The organism is Streptomyces sp. NPDC058052 (assembly GCF_042885515.1).
Taxonomy (GTDB): domain Bacteria; phylum Actinomycetota; class Actinomycetes; order Streptomycetales; family Streptomycetaceae; genus Streptomyces.
On the sequence record NZ_JBHVRX010000017.1, the window covers coordinates 84,294 to 102,072 of the forward strand.

Consider the following 17,779-nt stretch of genomic DNA (forward strand, 5'->3'; position numbering starts at 1 on the left):
ACGATACGGCCGCGGCGCCCGTGAGGGGCACCGCGGCCGTACCGCGTGAGCGTGGGGTTACTTCTTCAGCGCGTCCATCGCACGCGCCGTGACCTCGTCCACCTTGCCGAGCGCGGAGATCGTCACGACCAGGTTCTGCGCCCGGTAGTAGTCGATGATCGGCTCGGTCTGCGTGTGGTAGACCTCCAGGCGGGTGCGGACCGTCTCCTCGGAGTCGTCCGCGCGCTGGTAGAGCTCGCCACCGCAGGTGTCGCAGACGCCCGCGGTCTTCGGGGCGTTGTACTCGACGTGGAAGACGTGCGAGGAGTCGTTGCGGCAGATGCGGCGACCCGCGATCCGCTTCACGACCTCGTCCTCGGGGACCTCGAGGTCCAGGACCGCGTCCAGCTGCATGTCGTCGGCCTTCAGCACGACATCCAGGGCCTCGGCCTGAGCCACGTTGCGCGGGAACCCGTCGAGCAGGAAGCCGTTGGCGGCGTCGGCCTGCTCCATACGGTCCTTGGCCATCCCGATGGTCACCTCGTCCGGGACGAGCTCGCCCCGGTCCATGTAACCCTTGGCCTCCAGGCCCAGCGCCGTGCCCTGCGAGATGTTGGCACGGAACAGGTCACCCGTGGAGATGTGCGGGATGGCCAGGTTCTTGGCGAGGAACGCGGCCTGCGTTCCCTTGCCGGCCCCGGGCGGTCCGACGAGGACGATTCGCATCAGCGGAGGAACCCTTCGTAATTGCGCTGCTGGAGCTGGCTCTCGATCTGCTTCACGGTCTCCAGCCCGACACCCACGATGATGAGGATGCTCGTCCCACCGAAGGGGAAGTTGGCATTGGCACCGCCGAAGCCTGCCAACGCCATCGTCGGCACAAGAGCGATCAGACCCAAGTACAGCGAGCCCGGCCAAGTGATCCGGTTGAGCACGTAGCTCAGGTACTCGGCAGTAGGTCGACCAGCCCGGATACCCGGGATGAAGCCACCATACTTCTTCATGTTGTCGGCGACTTCCTCGGGGTTGAACGAGATCGCCACGTAGAAGAAGGCGAAGAACACGATCAGAAGGAAGTACGTCGCGATGTAGTAGGGGTGGTCACCCTTGACGAAGTGGGCTTCGATCCAGGTCTTCCAGCCCGCGGTGGAGTTGGAGAACTGCGCGATCAGAGCCGGGATGTAGAGCAGCGACGACGCGAAGATGACAGGAATCACACCTGCCTGGTTCACCTTCAGCGGGATGTAAGTGGACGTACCGCCGTACGACCTGCGGCCGATCATGCGCTTCGCGTACTGCACCGGGATGCGGCGCTGGGCCTGCTCGACGAAGACGACGAGGGCCACCATCACGAAGCCGATGAGGATGACGGTGCCGAACTCGATCCAGCCCTGGGCGAGCTTGCCGCTCTCCTTGATGGCCCACAGGGCGCCCGGGAAGCCGGCGGCGATCGAGATGAACATCAGGATCGACATGCCGTTGCCGATGCCGCGGTCGGTGATGAGCTCACCGAGCCACATGACGATGGCGGTGCCCGCCGTCATGGTGAGGACCATGACGGTGATGGTGAAGATCGAGGGGTCCGGGACGACCTGGTCGGCGACGCTGCAGCCGCTGAAGAGGGCGCCGCTCTTGGCGGTGGCCACGAGGCCCGTGCCCTGGAGGATCGCGAGCGCGATCGTCAGGTAGCGGGTGTACTGCGTGATCTTCGCCGTACCGCTCTGGCCCTCCTTCTTGAGGGCTTCCAGACGCGGGATCACGACGGTGAGCAACTGCAGGATGATGCTCGCCGTGATGTACGGCATGATGCCGAGCGCGAAGATGGTGATCTGCAGCAGTGCGCCGCCACTGAACATGTTCACCAGGCCGAACAGGCTGTTGTTGCCCTCGCTCGCCTGGTCCACGCACATCTGGACGGCCTCGTACTTGACGCCGGGCACGGGGACGTGGGCCCCGAGGCGGTACAGCACGATGATCGCCAGCGTGAAGAGCAGCTTCTTGCGCAGGTCGGGCGTCTTGAACGCCCGGGCGAAGCCGGTGAGCACGGTGCCTCCTGCGACCCCCGCGCTATGCGTCAGAGGTGACGGTCTTGAGATTCGATAAGGACTGTTTGGATCGGTCCCGGCTCCGGCGGTCTATACCGCATGAGCATGGACGGTGCACGCCACCTTACCGGCGACCATGCCCCCCTAGGAACGACCAACCGGGGATGCCCCTTTTGGGAGGCATCCCCGGTCGGATGTTCAGGCCATCGAGTCGTCTCAGACGAGCTCGGTGACGGTGCCGCCGGCGGCGGCGATCTTCTCCTTGGCGGAGCCGGAGACGGCGTCGACCGTCACCTGCAGCGCCACGGAGACCTCGCCGGTGCCGAGCACCTTGACGAGCTGGTTCTTACGAACCGCACCCTTGGCGACCAGATCGGCCACCGTGACCTCGCCACCCTGCGGGTAGAGCGCGGCCAGCTTGTCCAGGTTCACGACCTGGTACTCGGTGCGGAACGGGTTCTTGAAGCCCTTGAGCTTCGGGAGACGCATGTGGAGGGGCATCTGGCCACCCTCGAAGCGCTCCGGAACCTGGTAACGGGCCTTGGTGCCCTTGGTACCACGACCGGCCGTCTTACCCTTCGACGCCTCACCACGACCCACACGGGTCTTGGCGGTCTTGGCGCCCGGGGCGGGACGGAGGTTGTGGATCTTGAGCGGGTTGTTCTCCGCCATGATCAGTCGACCTCCTCAACCGTCACGAGGTGGCGGACGGTGTGCACCATTCCGCGGAACTCGGGGCGGTCCTCCTTGACGACCACGTCGTTCAGGCGCTTGAGCCCGAGCGAACGCAGCGTGTCGCGGTGGTTCTGCTTGCTGCCGATGTACGACTTCGTCTGCGTGATCTTGAGGCGAGCCATTACGCACCCGCTCCCGCACGCGCACGAAGCAGAGCCGCGGGGGCGACGTCCTCGAGGGGCAGACCACGGCGAGCCGCGATCTCCTCGGGACGCTGCAGGCCCTTCAGGGCCTCCACGGTCGCGTGCACGATGTTGATCGCGTTGTCGGAGCCGAGCGACTTCGACAGGATGTCGTGGACGCCGGCGCACTCCAGGACGGCGCGCACCGGGCCACCGGCGATCACACCGGTACCGGGGGAAGCCGGCTTGAGCAGGACGACGCCCGCGGCCTTCTCACCCTGGATGGGGTGGGGGATGGTGCCCTGGATACGGGGGACCTTGAAGAAGTGCTTCTTGGCCTCCTCAACACCCTTGGCGATGGCGGCCGGCACCTCCTTGGCCTTGCCGTAACCGACACCCACGGTGCCGTCACCGTCGCCCACCACGACCAGCGCGGTGAAGCTGAAACGACGACCACCCTTGACAACCTTGGCGACGCGGTTGATCGCGACTACGCGCTCAACGTACGCGGTCTTCTCGGCGGCGGCAGCGCCACCGTCGCGGCCCTTCCGGTCCCGCCGCTCGCCGCCACCGGCACCGCTGCCGCGGCGCTGGGGTCCAGCCATTGGAATACCTCTCTCTGTTACGTCCGTTAGTCCCGGAACCGGGGCTTAGAACTTCAGCCCGGCTTCGCGGGCGGCGTCAGCCAGAGCGGCAATGCGCCCGGCGTACCTGTTGCCACCACGGTCGAACACGACGGCCTCGACACCGGCGGCCTTGGCGCGCTCGGCGACCAGGGCGCCGACCTGCTGGGCCTGCGAGGACTTGGAGCCCTCGCCGCCGCGGACGGAGGCGTCCAGGTGGGACGCCGACGCCACGGTGTGGCCCTTCAGGTCATCGATGACCTGCGCGGTGATACCGCGGTTCGAACGCGTCACGACGAGGCGCGGACGCTCCGCCGTACCCGACACGTGCTTGCGGATGCGCAGGTGACGGCGCGCCTTCGCAGCGCGCTTGTAAGCGTCGCCCTTGGCGATCTTGACACCGTATGCCATGGCTTACTTACCAGCCTTTCCGACCTTGCGGCGGATGACCTCGCCCGCGTACTTGACGCCCTTGGCCTTGTACGGGTCGGGCTTCCGCAGCTTGCGGATGTTCGCGGCGACCTCGCCGACCTTCTGCTTGTCGATGCCCTCGACCGAGAACTTGGTCGGCGACTCGACCTTGAACGAGATGCCCTCGGGCGCCTCGATCAGGATCGGGTGGCTGTAACCGAGCTGGAACTCCAGGCCGGAGCCCTTCGCGGCCACGCGGTAACCGACACCGCTGATCTCGAGCGCCTTGACGTATCCCGCGGTCACACCGGTGATCATGTTGGCCACCAGCGTGCGGGACAGGCCGTGGAGGGCCTTGTTCTGACGCTCGTCGTTCGGACGGGTGACGTTCAGAACGCCGTCCTCGCCCTTAACGATCTCGATCGGCGCGGCGACGGTGTGGCTCAGGGTGCCCTTGGAACCCTTCACCGTGACCGTGCGGCCCTCGATGGTGACGTCCACGCCGGCGGGAACCGTGATGGGGAGCTTGCCGATTCGCGACATTGCTATTCCTCCGTTCCCGACTACCAGACGTAGGCGAGGACTTCCCCACCCACGCCCTTCTTCTGCGCCTGCTGGCCGGTCAGGAGACCGTGGGACGTGGAGATGATCGCCACGCCCAGGCCGCCGAGGACCTTCGGCAGGTTGGTGGACTTCGCGTAAACCCGGAGGCCCGGCTTCGAGATCCGCTTGATGCCCGCGATGGAGCGCTCACGGTTCGGACCGAACTTGAGGTCGACGACGAGGTTCTTGCCGACCTCGGCGTCCTCGACCTTCCAGCCCGTGATGAAGCCCTCCTGCTGGAGGATTTCCGCGATGTGAGACTTGATCTTGCTGTGCGGCATCGTCACGGTGTCGTGGTACGCCGAGTTCGCGTTACGCAGACGCGTGAGCATGTCTGCGATCGGATCAGTCATGGTCATGAATTGGCCTTCGGCCTCTCTCGCCGGGGTTTCCTGGTGCACCATCCCTCTCCCCGATCCGAGACGGGGCGGGTGCGGTGCGGTGGACCTACGGCGTAGTAAGTCGTAAGGGCGGCGGACGCCCAACCCCACTAGCCTAAGCCATGCGGGGGTGGGAGTCCGCCATCCCAATGCCTACCGAGAGACTCCGGTCATTCACCAACGCCCAGAGGGCGAAGGGGAATTACCAGGAGCTCTTGGTCACGCCCGGCAGCTCGCCACGGTGAGCCATCTCACGAAGGCACACGCGGCAGAGGCCGAACTTGCGGTACACGGAGTGGGGGCGGCCGCAGCGCTGGCAGCGCGTGTACGCACGCACACCGAACTTGGGCTTGCGGGCAGCCTTCGCGATGAGAGCCTTCTTCGCCATCTCGCTTACGCCTCCTTGAACGGGAAGCCGAGGTGACGGAGAAGCGCGCGGCCCTCGTCGTCGTTGGTCGCCGTGGTGACCACGGTGATGTCCATACCCCGGGTACGGTCGATCTTGTCCTGGTCGATCTCGTGGAACATGACCTGCTCCGTGAGACCGAAGGTGTAGTTGCCACGGCCGTCGAACTGCTTCGGGGACAGGCCGCGGAAGTCGCGGATGCGCGGCAGCGCGAGCGACAGGGTGCGGTCCAGGAACTCCCACATGCGGTCGCCACGGAGCGTGACGTGCGCACCGATCGGCTGACCCTCACGCAGCTTGAACTGCGCGATGGACTTGCGGGCCTTGGTGACGGCCGGCTTCTGACCGGTGATCGTGGTGAGGTCGCGGATGGCGCCCTCGATCAGCTTCGAGTCACGGGCGGCGTCGCCGACACCCATGTTGACCACGATCTTGACGAGGCCGGGGATCTGCATGACGTTCTCGTAGGAGAACTCGTCACGCAGCTTGCCCGCGATCTCCTCGCGGTACTTCGTCTTGAGACGCGGAGTGGTGGTAGCCATCAGATGTCCTCACCCGTCCGCTTGGCAACGCGGATCTTGTTGCCCTCGTCGTCGAAGCGGAAACCGACACGCGTGACGACCTTCTTGCCGTCCTTCTCCACGACCAGCTGGACGTTGGAGACGTGGACCGGCGCCTCGGTGGTCACGATGCCGCCGGCCTGGTTGGGGCCGGCCTTCGTGTGCTTCTTGACCCGGTTGACACCCTCGACCAGGACACGGGAGTCGGCGGGGTAGGCCGCGATGACCTTGCCCTGCTTGCCCTTGTCCTTACCGGTGATGACCTGGACCAGGTCGCCCTTCTTGATCTTCATGCTTACAGCACCTCCGGCGCGAGCGAGATGATCTTCATGAACTTCTTCTCGCGCAGCTCACGGCCGACCGGGCCGAAGATACGGGTGCCACGAGGGTCGCCGTCGTTCTTGAGAATGACAGCGGCGTTCTCGTCGAAGCGGATGTACGAGCCGTCCTGGCGGCGGCGCTCCTTGACGGTGCGAACGATGACCGCCTTGACGACGTCACCCTTCTTCACGTTGCCACCGGGGATCGCGTCCTTGACGGTGGCGACGATGACGTCACCGATGCCCGCGTAGCGGCGACCCGAGCCACCGAGAACACGGATGCAAAGGATCTCCTTGGCACCAGTGTTGTCGGCGACGCGAAGTCGCGACTCCTGCTGGATCACGTCTATCTCCTGATTGTCTGCCGGTTCCCGGCGGGGGCCGCTGGTCGATCAGCGGCCCTCGCCGAGCCTGGCGGAACTGTTCCTAGGGGGTCCCCCTAGGAGGGATTACTTGGCCTTCTCGAGGATCTCGACGACGCGCCAGTGCTTCGTCGACGACAGCTTCCGGGTCTCCATCAGGAGGACGCGGTCGCCGATGCCGGCAGCGTTCTGCTCGTCGTGAGCCTTGAGCTTGTTCGTACGGCGGATGACCTTGCCGTACAGCGCGTGCTTGACGCGGTCCTCGACGGCGACGACGACGGTCTTGTCCATCTTGTCGCTGACGACCAGGCCCTCGCGGACCTTGCGAGCGTTGCGCTCGGTCTTCTCAGTCACGTTGCTCTCGCTCATCAGGCGTTCTCCACCGTCTCAATGCCGAGCTCACGCTCTCGCATGAGGGTGTAGATCCGGGCGATGTCCTTACGGACCGCCCGAAGACGGCCGTGGTTCTCGAGCTGGCCCGTCGCCGCCTGGAAGCGGAGGTTGAACAGCTCTTCCTTGGCCTCGCGGAGCTTGGCGACAAGCTCCTCGTTGCCCAGCTCGCGCAGCTCGGACGCCTTGGTACCGGCCGACATCACAGCTCACCTGCCTCGCGCTTAACGATCTTGCACTTCATCGGCAGCTTGTGAGCCGCACGAGTCAGAGCCTCACGCGCGATCTTCTCGTTCGGGTAGGACAGCTCGAACATCACCCGACCGGGCTTGACGTTCGCGATCCACCACTCCGGCGAACCCTTACCGGAACCCATGCGGGTCTCGGCAGGCTTCTTCGTGAGCGGGCGGTCCGGGTAGATGTTGATCCAGACCTTGCCGCCACGCTTGATGTGGCGGGTCATCGCGATACGCGCGGCCTCGATCTGACGGTTGGTCACGTACGCCGGCGTGAGGGCCTGAATGCCGTACTCGCCGAACGCGACCTGCGTGCCACCCTTGCTCATGCCCGAGCGCTTGGGGTGGTGCTGCTTGCGGTGCTTGACCCTACGGGGGATCAGCATGTCGGTCAGGCCTCCGTTCCGGTGCTCTCAGCAGCCGGAGCGGCGGCGGCCTCGGCCTTGGGGGCCTCGGCAGCGGGAGCCTGCTGCGGCTTGCGACCGCGACCGCCACGCTCGCCACCGCGGCCACCGCGGCCGGCCGGACGGTCAGCGCCGCCACGGGCCGGGCGGTTGCCCGCGCGGGCAGCAGCGTTCTCGGCGCGGACCTCGGCGATGTTCTTGACGTCGCCCTTGTAGATCCAGACCTTCACGCCGATGCGGCCGAAGGTCGTCTTGGCCTCGAAGAAGCCGTACTCGACGTTCGCGCGGAGCGTGTGCAGCGGCACACGACCCTCGCGGTAGAACTCCGAGCGGGACATCTCGGCGCCGCCGAGACGGCCACCACACTGGATCTTGATGCCCTTGGCGCCGGCCTTCATGGCGGACTGCATGCTCTTGCGCATGGCCCGACGGAAGGAGACGCGGGAGGAGAGCTGCTCGGCGACGGCCTGGGCCACGAGCTGAGCGTCGACCTCGGGGTTCTTGACCTCGAGGATGTTCAGCTGGACCTGCTTGCCGGTCAGCTTCTCCAGCTGGCCGCGGATCTTGTCGGCCTCGGCGCCACGGCGACCGATGACAATGCCCGGGCGAGCGGTGTGGATGTCCACGCGGACGCGGTCGCGGGTGCGCTCGATCTCAACCTTCGAGATGCCGGCGCGCTCCATGCCGGACGTCAGCATCCGTCGGATGGCGACGTCTTCCTTGACGTAGTCCTTGTACAGCTTGTCGGCGTACCAGCGGGACTTGAAGTCCGTGGTGATGCCGAGCCGGAACCCATGCGGGTTAACCTTCTGGCCCATTACCGGGTTCCTTCCTTGCTGCTGACGACCACGGTGATGTGGCTGGTCCGCTTGCGGATCCGGTAGGCACGGCCCTGGGCACGCGGACGGAACCGCTTCAGGGTCGGACCCTCGTCGACGAACGCCTCGCTGATGAACAGCGAAGAGGCGTCCGTGTGGTCGTAGTTGTGCGCGGCGTTGGCAATGGCGCTGTCGAGCACCTTGCCGACCGGCACGGAGGCTGCCTGCGGAGCGAATCGCAGAACAGCCTGAGCCTCCGTGGCGTCCATGCCACGGATCAGGTCCACCACGCGGCGGGCCTTCATGGGCGTGACGCGGATGTACCGCGCCTGGGCCCTGGCTTCCATGGTTGTCCCTCTCAGTTACTTACGTGTCTGAATGCGATCCGCTGTTAGCGGCGCTTCGACTTCCGGTCGTCCTTGACGTGGCCCCGGAAGGTACGCGTCGGCGAGAACTCGCCGAGCTTGTGACCGACCATCGACTCGGTGACGAACACCGGGACGTGGGTCTTGCCGTTGTGCACCGCGATCGTGTGCCCGAGCATCGCCGGGATGATCATGGAGCGACGGGACCAGGTCTTGATGACGTTCTTGGTACCGGCCTCGTTCTGAGCGTCCACCTTCTTGATGAGGTGGCCGTCGACGAAGGGTCCCTTCTTGAGACTGCGCGGCATCTAAACCCGCTCCTAGCGCTTCTTGTTCGTCTTGCGGCGGCGGACGATGTACTTGCTCGAAGCCTTCTTCGGCGAGCGAGTACGACCCTCCTTCTGACCCCACGGGGAGACCGGGTGGCGACCACCGGAGGTCTTGCCCTCACCACCACCGTGCGGGTGGTCAACCGGGTTCATCGCCACACCGCGAACGGTCGGACGAACGCCCAGCCAGCGCTTGCGGCCGGCCTTGCCCCAGTTGATGTTCGACTGCTCGGCGTTGCCGACCTCGCCGATGGTGGCGCGGCAGCGGGCGTCGACCAGACGGATCTCACCGGACGGCATACGAAGGTGGGCCATCGTGCCCTCCTTCGCCAGCAGCTGCACGGAGGCACCCGCGGAGCGGGCGAACTTGGCGCCGCCACCGGGACGGAGCTCGATCGCGTGGATCGTGGTACCGACCGGGATGTTGCGGAGCGCCAGGTTGTTGCCGGGCTTGATGTCCGCGCCGGGGCCGTTCTCGACGCGGTCACCCTGCGTCAGACCCTTGGGAGCGATGATGTAGCGCTTCTCGCCGTCCAGGTAGTGGAGCAGCGCGATGCGCGCGGTGCGGTTCGGGTCGTACTCGATGTGAGCGACCTTGGCCGGCACGCCGTCCTTGTCGTGACGACGGAAGTCGATCACGCGGTAGGCGCGCTTGTGTCCACCACCCTGGTGGCGAACGGTGATCCGGCCGGTGTTGTTACGGCCGCCCTTGCTGTGCAGGGGGCGGACCAGCGACTTCTCCGGCGTGGACCGCGTGATCTCGACGAAGTCGGCTACGGAGGAGCCACGACGGCCCGGCGTAGTCGGCTTGTACTTGCGGATACCCATTTCTCAGTCCTCGTCCGATATCGGACGACTCGACCGCCGTCAGGCGGTCGGGCCGCCGAAGATGTCGATTCGGTTGCCCTCGGCCAGGGTCACGATGGCGCGCTTGGTGTTGGCGCGCTTGCCGAAACCGGTGCGGGTGCGCTTGCGCTTGCCCTGACGGTTGATCGTGTTGACCCCGGTGACCTTGACCGAGAAGACCGCCTCGACGGCCTGCTTGATCTGGGTCTTGTTGGAGCCGGGCGCGACGATGAACGTGTACTTGTTCTCGTCGAGCAGGGCGTAGCTCTTCTCGGAGACAACCGGCTTGACGAGGACGTCGCGCGGGTCCGTGAAGGTCTTGCTGGTGATCTCGGCCATCAGGCTTCGTTCCCCTCGTTGTCGTCGGCCTTGGGGCCAGACACGAAGGACTCGAGGGCGGCCTGGGTGAAGACCACGTCGTCGGATCGCATCACGTCGTACGTGTTCAGCTGGCCCGGCTCCAGGATGTGCACCTGGGGCAGGTTGCGGGCGGACAGCCACGCGGCCTCGTCGGCGCGCTCGACGACCAGGAGCAGGTTCTTGCGCTCCGAGATCTTGCCGAACAGCGTCTTGGCGGCCTTGGTGGAGACCGCACCCTCGACCACGCCGGTGACGACGTGGATGCGGGAGTGGTTCGCCCGGTCGGAGAGGGCACCGCGGAGGGCGGCGGCCTTCATCTTCTTGGGGGTCCGCTGCGAGTAGTCACGCGGCACGGGACCGTGCACGACGCCACCACCGGCGAACTGCGGGGCGCGGGTCGAACCCTGACGGGCGCGGCCGGTGCCCTTCTGGCGGTAGGGCTTCTTGCCACCACCACGGACCTCGCCACGCGTCTTGACCTTGTGCGTACCCTGACGGGCGGCGGCCAGCTGCGCGACGACGACCTGGTGGATCAGCGGGACGCTGACCTTGGCTTCGAAGATCTCGGCCGGGAGCTCGACGGTCCCGGTCTTGTCGCCGGCAGGCGACAGAATGTCAATGGTGCTCATATCCTCAGGCCCCCTTGGCCGCGGTGCGGACCAGGACGAGGCCGCCGTTCGGACCAGGAACCGCGCCCTTGATGAGCAGCAGGCCCTTCTCCGCGTCAACGGCGTGAACGGTCAGGTTCTGGGTGGTCACGCGCTCGTTGCCCATGCGGCCGGCCATGCGCATGCCCTTGAAGACGCGGCCCGGGGTGGCGCAGCCACCGATCGAACCCGGCTTGCGGTGCACGCGGTGGGCACCGTGGGAGGCCTTGCCACCACGGAAGTTGTGGCGCTTCATGGCACCGGCGAAGCCCTTGCCCTTGCTCTTGCCGGTCACGTCGACCTTGATGCCCGCCTCGAAGACCTCGGCGGTGATCTCCTGGCCGAGGGTGTACTCGCTGGCGTCAGCGGTACGCAGCTCGACGAGGTGGCGGCGCGGGGTGACGTCGGCCTTGGCGAAGTGGCCCTTGAGGGGCTTGTTCACCTTGCGCGGGTCGATCTCGCCGAAGGCGATCTGGACCGACTCGTAGCCGTCGACGTCGTTCGTACGCACCTGGGTGACGACATTCGGGCCGGCCTTGACGACGGTCACCGGGACGACCCGGTTGTTCTCGTCCCAGACCTGCGTCATGCCGAGCTTCTCGCCCAGGATGCCCTTGATGTTCTTAGCCATCTCGCGCGCCCTCAGAGCTTGATCTCGATGTCGACACCGGCCGGAAGGTCGAGACGCATCAGCGAGTCAACCGTCTTCGGCGTGGGGTCGAGGATGTCGATGAGGCGCTTGTGCGTGCGCATCTCGAAGTGCTCGCGCGAGTCCTTGTACTTGTGCGGCGACTTGATGACGCAGTACACGTTCTTCTCAGTGGGCAGCGGCACCGGGCCCGCGACCGACGCACCAGTGCGGGTCACCGTCTCGACGATCTTCTTCGCCGAGGAGTCGATGACCTCGTGGTCGTAGGCCTTGAGCCGGATGCGGATCTTCTGTCCCGCCATGGCTACTCCGTAGTCCTGTCTTGTCGTAACGCTCCGGAACCCGGCGAGTTCGCGTTCTCCTCCGACCCACGCGGTCGGGCGTGTCGCACTCCCTCTACGAAGAAATCCCGAGAGATCTCCCAACCAAGGGGGTGCGGCCGAAGACCGCGGAACGGGGGTGAACACCCACCGGGCGCCTGGCTGGTACCCCGCTGGCACTTCCCGGAAGATTCCCGTACGTCCGCTCCTGAGAAGGAGCGACGAGTACCGTGGGACTCGCTTCCGGTCCTCCCGACGGGAGGCGTGCAGCATCGGCACTCAACCGAGCAACCCCGCTAGTCTGCCATACGGGGCCTATCGGCCGCCAATCGGGTCGAAGACTGTACCCCACGTCACGTTCACCCACACGCACAGGTCGAACGGACTCCCGACGCCCGGCGCGCCCGCCCAGGGGGTCACCCCAGCCGGCGGGCGCGCTCCGTCAGATGGCGGCGCTCCGGCACGCTCGTGGCGTGGCGCGCGGCCTCGCGGTAGGCCGTCGCGGCGGCCGCGGTGTCACCGGACAGCTCCAGCAGATGGGCCCGGGTGGCCGGCAGCCGGTGGTGGCGGGCCAGCCGCCTGTCGGCGGCCAGCGTGTCGAGCAGGTCCAGCCCGGCCCGCGGGCCGTGGACCATGGCCACGGCCACCGCGCGGTTCAGGGTCACCATCGGGTTGGGCCCCGTCCGCTCCAGGAGTTCGTACAGGGCGAGGATCTGGGGCCAGTCGGTCGCCTCCGCGGACTCCGCCTCGTCGTGGACGGCCGCGATGGCCGCCTGGAGCTGGTACGGGCCCACCCGGCCGCGCGGGAGGGTGCGGCTGATCAGGGCGACGCCCTCGGCCAGGAGGGCGCCGTCCCAGCGGCTCCGGTCCTGTTCCGCCAGCGGCACCAGTTCGCCGTGCGGCCCGGTGCGGGCCGGCCGGCGGGCGTCGGTGAGCAGCATCAGCGCCAGCAGGCCCGCCGTCTCGGTGTCCTCCGGGACGAGCCCGTGCAGCAGCCGGGCCAGCCGGATCGCCTCCGACGACAGCTCCGGCGCGGTCAGCTCCTCGCCGCCGCTCGCCGTGTACCCCTCGTTGAAGACCAGGTAGAGCACGTGCCGGACCTCGGCGAGCCGGGGCGCCCGGTCCTCGGCCTCCGGCAGCGCGAGGGCGTCCCCCGCCGCCCGGACGGTCTGCTTGGCGCGGCTGATCCGCTGCGCCATCGTCGCCTCCGGCACCAGGAACGCGGCGGCGATCTGCGCGGTGGTGAGGCCGCCGACCGCGCGCAGGGTGAGCGCGATCCGGCTCGGCGGCGACAGGTCCCGGTGGCAGCAGAGGAAGAGCAGGGCCAGCGAGTCGTCGGCGGCCCCCTCCCCCGCCTCGTCGGCGGCGGGCGCGAGCAGCTCGGCCGCCGGGGTGGCGAGCGCGAGGGTGTCCTCGCGGCGCCTGCGGGCGGCCTCGCTGCGCACCTGGTCGACGTACCGGCGCTGGGCGACGGTCAGCAGCCAGCTCCCCGGCCGCTCGGGCACGCCCTGCTCCGGCCACTGCCGGGCCGCCGCGATCAGCGCCTCCTGGACGGCGTCCTCGCAGCCGTAGAAGTCGCCGTGGCGGCGGACGAGCGCGCCGAGGACCCGCGGGGCGCTCGCCCGCAGCACCTCCTCGACACCGGCCGGTTCCGGGGCCGCGGGCCCGGAGCCGGCCGGTTCCGGGGCCGTCGGAGCGCCGCTCACACGTCCGCCGAGGACTCGTGGAGGACCGGCCAGAGCTCCACCGGGTCCACGTCGGCGAAGGGCATGTCGGCGGCGATCCGCTGGGCCCGCTCCAGGGACTCGCAGTCCAGGAGGTAGAAGCTGGCCAGGTACTCCTTGGTCTCCAGGTAGGGCCCGTCGGTGACGGCCGGGGCGCCCTCCTCGCGGCGGATCAGCTGGGCGGCGGCCGCGTCGGCGAGTCCGTAGGCGCCGATCAGTTCGCCGGTCTCCCGGTACTTGGCGTTGAACGCCTCCTGGCGGGCGATCGCCTCGGGCCACGCCTCGGCCGGGAACGCGTCCCACTTGGCCTGGTTGCCGTAGATCATCGCGACGTACTTCATCTCGGGTGTCCTCCCCTGCCCCGCGCGCCTCTTCCGGCGCGCTGTCACCCTACGGTCGGAGCCGCCGGGACGGTCTCGACATCGCCCGGGAAGATCTTCGAAAAAAATCTTCCCGGGCGTGCCGGGGCGCGGGAACCGTCCGCGCCGGGGCGTGCGGGTCAGATCACGCCCTGGGCCAGCATCGCGTCGGCGACCCGCTCGAAGCCGGCGATGTTGGCGCCGGTGACGTAGTCGCCGGGGGCGCCGTACCGCTCGGCGGTCTCGTGGCAGGTGCGGTGGATGTCGGTCATGATCCCCGCCAGCTCCTCCTCGACCCGGGCGGCGGACCAGGACGTACGGGAGTGGTTCTGGGCCATCTCCAGGGCGCTGACGGCGACCCCGCCCGCGTTGGCCGCCTTGCCGGGGCCGAAGGCGACACCGGCCCGCTGGAGGAGGTGGACGGCCTCGGCGGTGGTGGGCATGTTGGCGCCCTCGGCGACGGCCTTGACGCCGTTGCGGACCAGCGCGGCGGCGTCGTCCTCGTCGAGCTCGTTCTGGGTGGCGGAGGGCAGGGCCACGTCGGCCGGGACCTCCCAGACCCGGCCGCCGGGCACGAAGCGGGCGGAGGCGCCGCGCCGCTCGGCGTAGTCGGCGACCCGGCCGCGCTCGACCTCCTTGATCTGCTTGAGCAGGTCCAGGTCGATGCCCTTGTCGTCGTAGACGTAGCCGCTGGAGTCGGAGCAGGTCAGCGGGTTGGCGCCGAGGGCGAGGAGCTTCTCGATCGTGTACAGGGCGACGTTCCCGGAGCCGGAGACGACGGCGCTCTGGCCCTCCAGGTCCTCGCCGCGCTCGCGGAGCATCGCGGCGGCGAAGAGGACGCTGCCGTAGCCGGTGGCCTCGGGGCGGATGGCGGAGCCGCCCCAGCCGGTGCCCTTGCCGGTGAGGACGCCGGCCTCCCAGCGGTTGGTGATCCGCCGGTACTGGCCGAAGAGGTAGCCGATCTCGCGCCCGCCGACGCCGATGTCGCCCGCGGGGACGTCGGTGTGCTCGCCGAGGTGGCGGTACAGCTCGGTCATGAAGGACTGGCAGAAGCGCATGACCTCGGCGTCGCTGCGGCCGTGCGGGTCGAAGTCGCTGCCGCCCTTGCCGCCGCCGATGCCGAGGCCGGTGAGGGCGTTCTTGAAGATCTGCTCGAAGCCGAGGAACTTGACGATGCCGAGGTTCACCGAGGGGTGGAAGCGCAGGCCGCCCTTGTAGGGGCCCAGCGCGCTGTTGAACTCGACGCGGAAGCCGCGGTTGACGTGCACGCGGCCCCGGTCGTCCTGCCACGGGACGCGGAAGACGATCTGCCGCTCGGGCTCGACGAGCCGCTCCAGGAGGCCGGGGTCGGCGTACTCGGGGCGGGCGGCGAGCACCGGCGCGAGGCTGTCGAGGACCTCGTGGACGGCCTGGTGGAACTCGGGCTGGGCCGGGTTGCGCTGCTCGATCCCGACGCGCAGGGAATCGAGCGCGGACCGGGCCGCGGTGGTCTCGGCGGTGGGCTGGGACGGCACGGAGTACCCCCTTCTGGCACGGCTGCGCGCGCCAGGGAAGCGGTGCGGAGCTCGGCGCCGTTGCCGAGCGTTGACGGGCGGCGTCCTCGCGCGCCCCCGCACCTGTGGGACCGCCACCGGACCCCACTGTTACATCCATGTGAATGCAGGCACCAGTAAGCATTCCGCTCCGTCCGGCATGCGAGACGCCGGCGGGGCTCCGCCCGGTGGGCAACCCCGGCCCCGCGCCACCCGTCTAGCCAGGGACCGCTCCCGGGGAAGGGCCATCCGCCGTGCACATACCGTCCCGCCGTACGCTCCTGGCCACGGCCGTGACCACGGCGCTGGCCGCGGGCTGCTCCGTACCCGCTCCGCGCCGGGCCTCGGCGGCCGCGGACCCGGCACCGGGCAAGCCGTTCGCCGCAGGGGAGCCCGGCCGGGCGCTGCTGCTCCAGATCGTGGCCCATCCGGACGACGACCTGTACTTCATGAACCCGGACGCGCAGCGGCTGCTCGACGCCGGGGTGCCGCTGGTCTCCGTCTATGTCACGGCGGGCGAGCACACCGGCGTCAACCGGATCGCGGGCATGGCGAGGACCCCGCCGGACCGGGCCGCGTACTCCTCCGCCCGCCGTCAGGGCCTGCGGCAGAGCTACGCCGCGGCGCTGGGCCTGCCGCTGTTCGAGCCGTGGCGGCGCGAGGCGCTGGCGCTCGGCGGCGGCCGGACGGCCGAGCGGGCCGTCCTGGCGCACGGCGGGCGCCGGGTGGAGCTGGTCTTCCTGGACCTGCCGATGCACACGCCCCGCCGGTACATGGCGCTGCCCGCGCTCTGGGAGGACCGGGCCCTGGAGCTGTCCCCGCACCGCTCGGCGGGCTCGCCGGTCGTCCGCCCCGGTCCGTACGACCACGAGGGCCTGGTGGCGGCCCTGACCGGCCTGCTGCGCCGCTACCGGCCGACCGTGGTGCACACCCTCGATCCGGACCCGGACGCGCAGCCGGGCGACGAGGCGACCCGCCGGCGGAACGCGGAGCAGCCGGGCTTCTCCGACCACGGGGACCACACGGCGGCGGCCCGCTTCGCCTGGGCGGCGCTGGTGCGCTGGGTGGCGGAGGAGGTACGGGGCGGGGCGCCGGTGCCGGCGTTCACGGCGACCGCCTTCCGCGGCTACTACAACCGGCACTGGCCGAAGAACCTGCCGCCCGGTGTGCTGGCGGCGAAGGCGGCCCGGCTGGTGCCGTACGGCGGCGACCCGTCCTGGGAGTGCGGGAACCCGTCGGGCTGCGGCGACTACGGCGTGGGCGGCGACCGGCCGCTGACCAACCGCAAGGGCTGGGTCCGCTCCACGCACCACCGCTGGCCCGGTCCGGGGCTCGCGGTCGCCGACGAGCCGGACGGACGCCTCGCCGCCTACGGGGTGCTGGGGCTGCGGGCGGTGCGCCGGCGGGAGACCGCGCCCGGGGTGTGGAGCGGCCCGGAGGACCTGGGCGGCGGGCCGCTGGCGCCCGCGCTGGGCCCGGCGGTGCTGCCGGACGGGCGGGTGCTGCTGTTCGGGGTGCGGTTCGCGGCCCTGGAGGGGCGCGGCGGGCCGAACCGGCGGGAGGTGGTGCTCCTGGAGCAGCGCTCCCCCGGCGGCCCGTTCCTGGCCTGGCGGGGGCTCGGCACCCCGGACCGCGGGGCGGACCGCGGCCGCCGGCTGGGCGCCCCGGTGGCGGTGGCGGCCCCGGACGGCCGGGTCCGGCTGTACGTGCGGAACGCGGCCCGGGGCGTCGCCGAGCGGGTGCGCGAGCCGGACGGCGTCTGGGGGCCGTGGCGGGCGCTGCCGGGGGACGCGGTGGTGCAGGACGGGCTCGCCGTCTCGCTGGACCGGGCGGGCCGGACGCATCTGTACGCGGCGGGCCCGGCGGCGGTCCGGCACTGGGTGGACGGCCGGGAGGCGCCGGGCGGGCTGCCGCTGTCGGGTTCGACGGTGGCGAGCGCGGACGGCGGGCTCTACCACCGGGCGCCGGCCTCGGCGCGGCTGATCGGCCCGGACGGCGCCGACGCGGGCCTGGACGGCTTCGGCGAGGTGCGGGCGGCCCGCTCGGCGGCGCTGGGGACGGTGCTGCTGGGGACGGACGCCGGGGGCCGGCCGTGCGTCCGGGCCGGCGGGAGGCTGCGTACCCGCGCGGCGGGACCGGCGGCGGTGGCGGCGGCGCTCCACGTGGGCGCCCGCGGGGTGACGGTGGTGGGGCTCGGCCCGGACGGCCGGCTCTGGTCCTGGCGGCCGTAGCCCCCGCCCGGGAACGCGAGAAG

At 69.3% G+C, this 17,779-nt stretch carries 27 protein-coding genes; 1 reads left to right on the top strand and 26 read right to left on the bottom strand.

Translation table 11 applies throughout. The features are described 5' to 3' along the window. Nucleotides 1-57: 57 nt before the first annotated feature. From ACFVU3_RS23210 to gdhA, 26 genes are all read right to left on the bottom strand, one after another. Nucleotides 58-705, bottom strand: coding sequence for an adenylate kinase (locus ACFVU3_RS23210; protein ID WP_390068908.1), 648 nt, complete (start codon nucleotides 703-705; stop codon nucleotides 58-60). Next, nucleotides 705-2,024, bottom strand: a complete 1,320-nt coding sequence (gene secY, locus ACFVU3_RS23215) for a preprotein translocase subunit SecY (protein ID WP_390068910.1) — start codon at nucleotides 2,022-2,024, stop codon at nucleotides 705-707. The genes ACFVU3_RS23210 and secY overlap by 1 nt, the downstream gene beginning before the upstream one ends. Before the next feature lie 216 nt (nucleotides 2,025-2,240). Next, nucleotides 2,241-2,696 carry a 50S ribosomal protein L15 gene (gene rplO / locus ACFVU3_RS23220; RefSeq protein ID WP_030494264.1) on the bottom strand — a complete coding sequence of 152 codons (456 nt, stop codon included), beginning with the start codon at nucleotides 2,694-2,696 and terminating at the stop codon, nucleotides 2,241-2,243. A gap of 2 nt (nucleotides 2,697-2,698) precedes the next feature. Beyond that, a complete protein-coding gene (gene rpmD / locus ACFVU3_RS23225) occupies nucleotides 2,699-2,881 on the bottom strand; it encodes a 50S ribosomal protein L30 (RefSeq protein WP_005313525.1) in 183 nt (60 codons plus the stop codon). Then, on the bottom strand, nucleotides 2,881-3,486 hold the full coding sequence (gene rpsE / locus ACFVU3_RS23230) for a 30S ribosomal protein S5 (protein WP_030201551.1): 606 nt from the start codon (nucleotides 3,484-3,486) through the stop codon (nucleotides 2,881-2,883). Before rpsE ends, rpmD begins: the two co-directional genes overlap by 1 nt. A gap of 45 nt (nucleotides 3,487-3,531) precedes the next feature. After that, nucleotides 3,532-3,915, bottom strand: a complete 384-nt coding sequence (gene rplR / locus ACFVU3_RS23235; protein WP_362182913.1) for a 50S ribosomal protein L18 — start codon at nucleotides 3,913-3,915, stop codon at nucleotides 3,532-3,534. Between the two features lie 3 nt (nucleotides 3,916-3,918). Beyond that, nucleotides 3,919-4,458, bottom strand: coding sequence for a 50S ribosomal protein L6 (gene rplF / locus ACFVU3_RS23240; RefSeq protein WP_376598796.1), 540 nt, complete (start codon nucleotides 4,456-4,458; stop codon nucleotides 3,919-3,921). Between the two features lie 20 nt (nucleotides 4,459-4,478). Next, nucleotides 4,479-4,877: a 30S ribosomal protein S8 gene (gene rpsH / locus ACFVU3_RS23245; protein WP_030759363.1), complete on the bottom strand. Its 399-nt coding sequence runs from the start codon at nucleotides 4,875-4,877 to the stop codon at nucleotides 4,479-4,481. Between the two features lie 223 nt (nucleotides 4,878-5,100). Continuing rightward, a complete protein-coding gene (locus ACFVU3_RS23250; protein ID WP_003956452.1) occupies nucleotides 5,101-5,286 on the bottom strand; it encodes a type Z 30S ribosomal protein S14 in 186 nt (61 codons plus the stop codon). 5 nt (nucleotides 5,287-5,291) lie between these two features. Then, on the bottom strand, nucleotides 5,292-5,849 hold the full coding sequence (gene rplE, locus ACFVU3_RS23255; RefSeq protein WP_360309124.1) for a 50S ribosomal protein L5: 558 nt from the start codon (nucleotides 5,847-5,849) through the stop codon (nucleotides 5,292-5,294). Next, nucleotides 5,846-6,157: a 50S ribosomal protein L24 gene (gene rplX, locus ACFVU3_RS23260; protein WP_043230276.1), complete on the bottom strand. Its 312-nt coding sequence runs from the start codon at nucleotides 6,155-6,157 to the stop codon at nucleotides 5,846-5,848. Before rplX ends, rplE begins: the two co-directional genes overlap by 4 nt. Nucleotides 6,158-6,159: 2 nt before the next feature. Beyond that, entirely contained in the window at nucleotides 6,160-6,528 is a 369-nt protein-coding gene (gene rplN, locus ACFVU3_RS23265; protein WP_003956455.1) for a 50S ribosomal protein L14, read from the bottom strand. A gap of 105 nt (nucleotides 6,529-6,633) precedes the next feature. Then, complete coding sequence (rpsQ, locus tag ACFVU3_RS23270) at nucleotides 6,634-6,915, bottom strand: 30S ribosomal protein S17 (protein WP_024755411.1); 282 nt, start codon at nucleotides 6,913-6,915, stop codon at nucleotides 6,634-6,636. Beyond that, nucleotides 6,915-7,139 carry a 50S ribosomal protein L29 gene (gene rpmC, locus ACFVU3_RS23275; protein WP_030494258.1) on the bottom strand — a complete coding sequence of 75 codons (225 nt, stop codon included), beginning with the start codon at nucleotides 7,137-7,139 and terminating at the stop codon, nucleotides 6,915-6,917. Before rpmC ends, rpsQ begins: the two co-directional genes overlap by 1 nt. Continuing rightward, nucleotides 7,139-7,558 (bottom strand): 50S ribosomal protein L16, encoded by a 420-nt coding sequence (rplP, locus tag ACFVU3_RS23280; RefSeq protein WP_015035580.1) that lies wholly within the window; start codon nucleotides 7,556-7,558, stop codon nucleotides 7,139-7,141. Before rplP ends, rpmC begins: the two co-directional genes overlap by 1 nt. A 5-nt stretch (nucleotides 7,559-7,563) precedes the next feature. Continuing rightward, nucleotides 7,564-8,394, bottom strand: coding sequence for a 30S ribosomal protein S3 (gene rpsC, locus ACFVU3_RS23285; protein WP_030759375.1), 831 nt, complete (start codon nucleotides 8,392-8,394; stop codon nucleotides 7,564-7,566). Continuing rightward, nucleotides 8,394-8,741 (bottom strand): 50S ribosomal protein L22, encoded by a 348-nt coding sequence (rplV, locus tag ACFVU3_RS23290; RefSeq protein ID WP_030359020.1) that lies wholly within the window; start codon nucleotides 8,739-8,741, stop codon nucleotides 8,394-8,396. Before rplV ends, rpsC begins: the two co-directional genes overlap by 1 nt. A gap of 44 nt (nucleotides 8,742-8,785) precedes the next feature. Next, nucleotides 8,786-9,067, bottom strand: coding sequence for a 30S ribosomal protein S19 (rpsS, locus tag ACFVU3_RS23295; protein WP_043230274.1), 282 nt, complete (start codon nucleotides 9,065-9,067; stop codon nucleotides 8,786-8,788). Between the two features lie 12 nt (nucleotides 9,068-9,079). Next, on the bottom strand, nucleotides 9,080-9,916 hold the full coding sequence (gene rplB, locus ACFVU3_RS23300; RefSeq protein WP_017239576.1) for a 50S ribosomal protein L2: 837 nt from the start codon (nucleotides 9,914-9,916) through the stop codon (nucleotides 9,080-9,082). A gap of 39 nt (nucleotides 9,917-9,955) precedes the next feature. Continuing rightward, nucleotides 9,956-10,273: a 50S ribosomal protein L23 gene (gene rplW, locus ACFVU3_RS23305; protein ID WP_030759382.1), complete on the bottom strand. Its 318-nt coding sequence runs from the start codon at nucleotides 10,271-10,273 to the stop codon at nucleotides 9,956-9,958. Continuing rightward, on the bottom strand, nucleotides 10,273-10,923 hold the full coding sequence (gene rplD, locus ACFVU3_RS23310) for a 50S ribosomal protein L4 (protein ID WP_390068915.1): 651 nt from the start codon (nucleotides 10,921-10,923) through the stop codon (nucleotides 10,273-10,275). Before rplD ends, rplW begins: the two co-directional genes overlap by 1 nt. 4 nt (nucleotides 10,924-10,927) lie before the next feature. Continuing rightward, complete coding sequence (gene rplC / locus ACFVU3_RS23315) at nucleotides 10,928-11,572, bottom strand: 50S ribosomal protein L3 (RefSeq protein WP_376598804.1); 645 nt, start codon at nucleotides 11,570-11,572, stop codon at nucleotides 10,928-10,930. A gap of 11 nt (nucleotides 11,573-11,583) precedes the next feature. After that, nucleotides 11,584-11,892 (bottom strand): 30S ribosomal protein S10, encoded by a 309-nt coding sequence (gene rpsJ, locus ACFVU3_RS23320; protein WP_003948644.1) that lies wholly within the window; start codon nucleotides 11,890-11,892, stop codon nucleotides 11,584-11,586. Nucleotides 11,893-12,326: 434 nt separating this feature from the next. Beyond that, nucleotides 12,327-13,541 carry an RNA polymerase sigma factor gene (locus ACFVU3_RS23325; protein WP_390069057.1) on the bottom strand — a complete coding sequence of 405 codons (1,215 nt, stop codon included), beginning with the start codon at nucleotides 13,539-13,541 and terminating at the stop codon, nucleotides 12,327-12,329. A gap of 71 nt (nucleotides 13,542-13,612) precedes the next feature. Then, complete coding sequence (locus tag ACFVU3_RS23330; RefSeq protein WP_390068917.1) at nucleotides 13,613-13,975, bottom strand: YciI family protein; 363 nt, start codon at nucleotides 13,973-13,975, stop codon at nucleotides 13,613-13,615. A gap of 158 nt (nucleotides 13,976-14,133) precedes the next feature. After that, nucleotides 14,134-15,507 carry an NADP-specific glutamate dehydrogenase gene (gene gdhA, locus ACFVU3_RS23335; RefSeq protein ID WP_390068919.1) on the bottom strand — a complete coding sequence of 458 codons (1,374 nt, stop codon included), beginning with the start codon at nucleotides 15,505-15,507 and terminating at the stop codon, nucleotides 14,134-14,136. A gap of 311 nt (nucleotides 15,508-15,818) precedes the next feature. On the opposite strand from gdhA, the gene ACFVU3_RS23340 reads away from it, so the two are divergent. Further along, nucleotides 15,819-17,756, top strand: a complete 1,938-nt coding sequence (locus ACFVU3_RS23340) for a PIG-L family deacetylase (protein WP_390068921.1) — start codon at nucleotides 15,819-15,821, stop codon at nucleotides 17,754-17,756. Nucleotides 17,757-17,779: the final 23 nt, after the last annotated feature.

Bases quoted from the DNA above. Each gene is read 5' to 3' on its own strand.
- ACFVU3_RS23210 (WP_390068908.1), bottom strand. From the start codon at position 705: ATGCGAATCGTCCTCGTCGGACCGCCCGGGGCCGGCAAGGGAACGCAG.
- rplO (WP_030494264.1), bottom strand. From the start codon at position 2,696: ATGGCGGAGAACAACCCGCTCAAGATCCACAACCTCCGTCCCGCCCCG.
- rpmD (WP_005313525.1), bottom strand. From the start codon at position 2,881: ATGGCTCGCCTCAAGATCACGCAGACGAAGTCGTACATCGGCAGCAAG.
- rpsE (WP_030201551.1), bottom strand. From the start codon at position 3,486: ATGGCTGGACCCCAGCGCCGCGGCAGCGGTGCCGGTGGCGGCGAGCGG.
- rplR (WP_362182913.1), bottom strand. From the start codon at position 3,915: ATGGCATACGGTGTCAAGATCGCCAAGGGCGACGCTTACAAGCGCGCT.
- rplF (WP_376598796.1), bottom strand. From the start codon at position 4,458: ATGTCGCGAATCGGCAAGCTCCCCATCACGGTTCCCGCCGGCGTGGAC.
- rpsH (WP_030759363.1), bottom strand. From the start codon at position 4,877: ATGACCATGACTGATCCGATCGCAGACATGCTCACGCGTCTGCGTAAC.
- ACFVU3_RS23250 (WP_003956452.1), bottom strand. From the start codon at position 5,286: ATGGCGAAGAAGGCTCTCATCGCGAAGGCTGCCCGCAAGCCCAAGTTC.
- rplX (WP_043230276.1), bottom strand. From the start codon at position 6,157: ATGAAGATCAAGAAGGGCGACCTGGTCCAGGTCATCACCGGTAAGGAC.
- rpsQ (WP_024755411.1), bottom strand. From the start codon at position 6,915: ATGAGCGAGAGCAACGTGACTGAGAAGACCGAGCGCAACGCTCGCAAG.
- rpmC (WP_030494258.1), bottom strand. From the start codon at position 7,139: ATGTCGGCCGGTACCAAGGCGTCCGAGCTGCGCGAGCTGGGCAACGAG.
- rplP (WP_015035580.1), bottom strand. From the start codon at position 7,558: ATGCTGATCCCCCGTAGGGTCAAGCACCGCAAGCAGCACCACCCCAAG.
- rpsC (WP_030759375.1), bottom strand. From the start codon at position 8,394: ATGGGCCAGAAGGTTAACCCGCATGGGTTCCGGCTCGGCATCACCACG.
- rplV (WP_030359020.1), bottom strand. From the start codon at position 8,741: ATGGAAGCCAGGGCCCAGGCGCGGTACATCCGCGTCACGCCCATGAAG.
- rpsS (WP_043230274.1), bottom strand. From the start codon at position 9,067: ATGCCGCGCAGTCTCAAGAAGGGACCCTTCGTCGACGGCCACCTCATC.
- rplB (WP_017239576.1), bottom strand. From the start codon at position 9,916: ATGGGTATCCGCAAGTACAAGCCGACTACGCCGGGCCGTCGTGGCTCC.
- rplW (WP_030759382.1), bottom strand. From the start codon at position 10,273: ATGGCCGAGATCACCAGCAAGACCTTCACGGACCCGCGCGACGTCCTC.
- rplD (WP_390068915.1), bottom strand. From the start codon at position 10,923: ATGAGCACCATTGACATTCTGTCGCCTGCCGGCGACAAGACCGGGACC.
- rplC (WP_376598804.1), bottom strand. From the start codon at position 11,572: ATGGCTAAGAACATCAAGGGCATCCTGGGCGAGAAGCTCGGCATGACG.
- rpsJ (WP_003948644.1), bottom strand. From the start codon at position 11,892: ATGGCGGGACAGAAGATCCGCATCCGGCTCAAGGCCTACGACCACGAG.
- ACFVU3_RS23330 (WP_390068917.1), bottom strand. From the start codon at position 13,975: ATGAAGTACGTCGCGATGATCTACGGCAACCAGGCCAAGTGGGACGCG.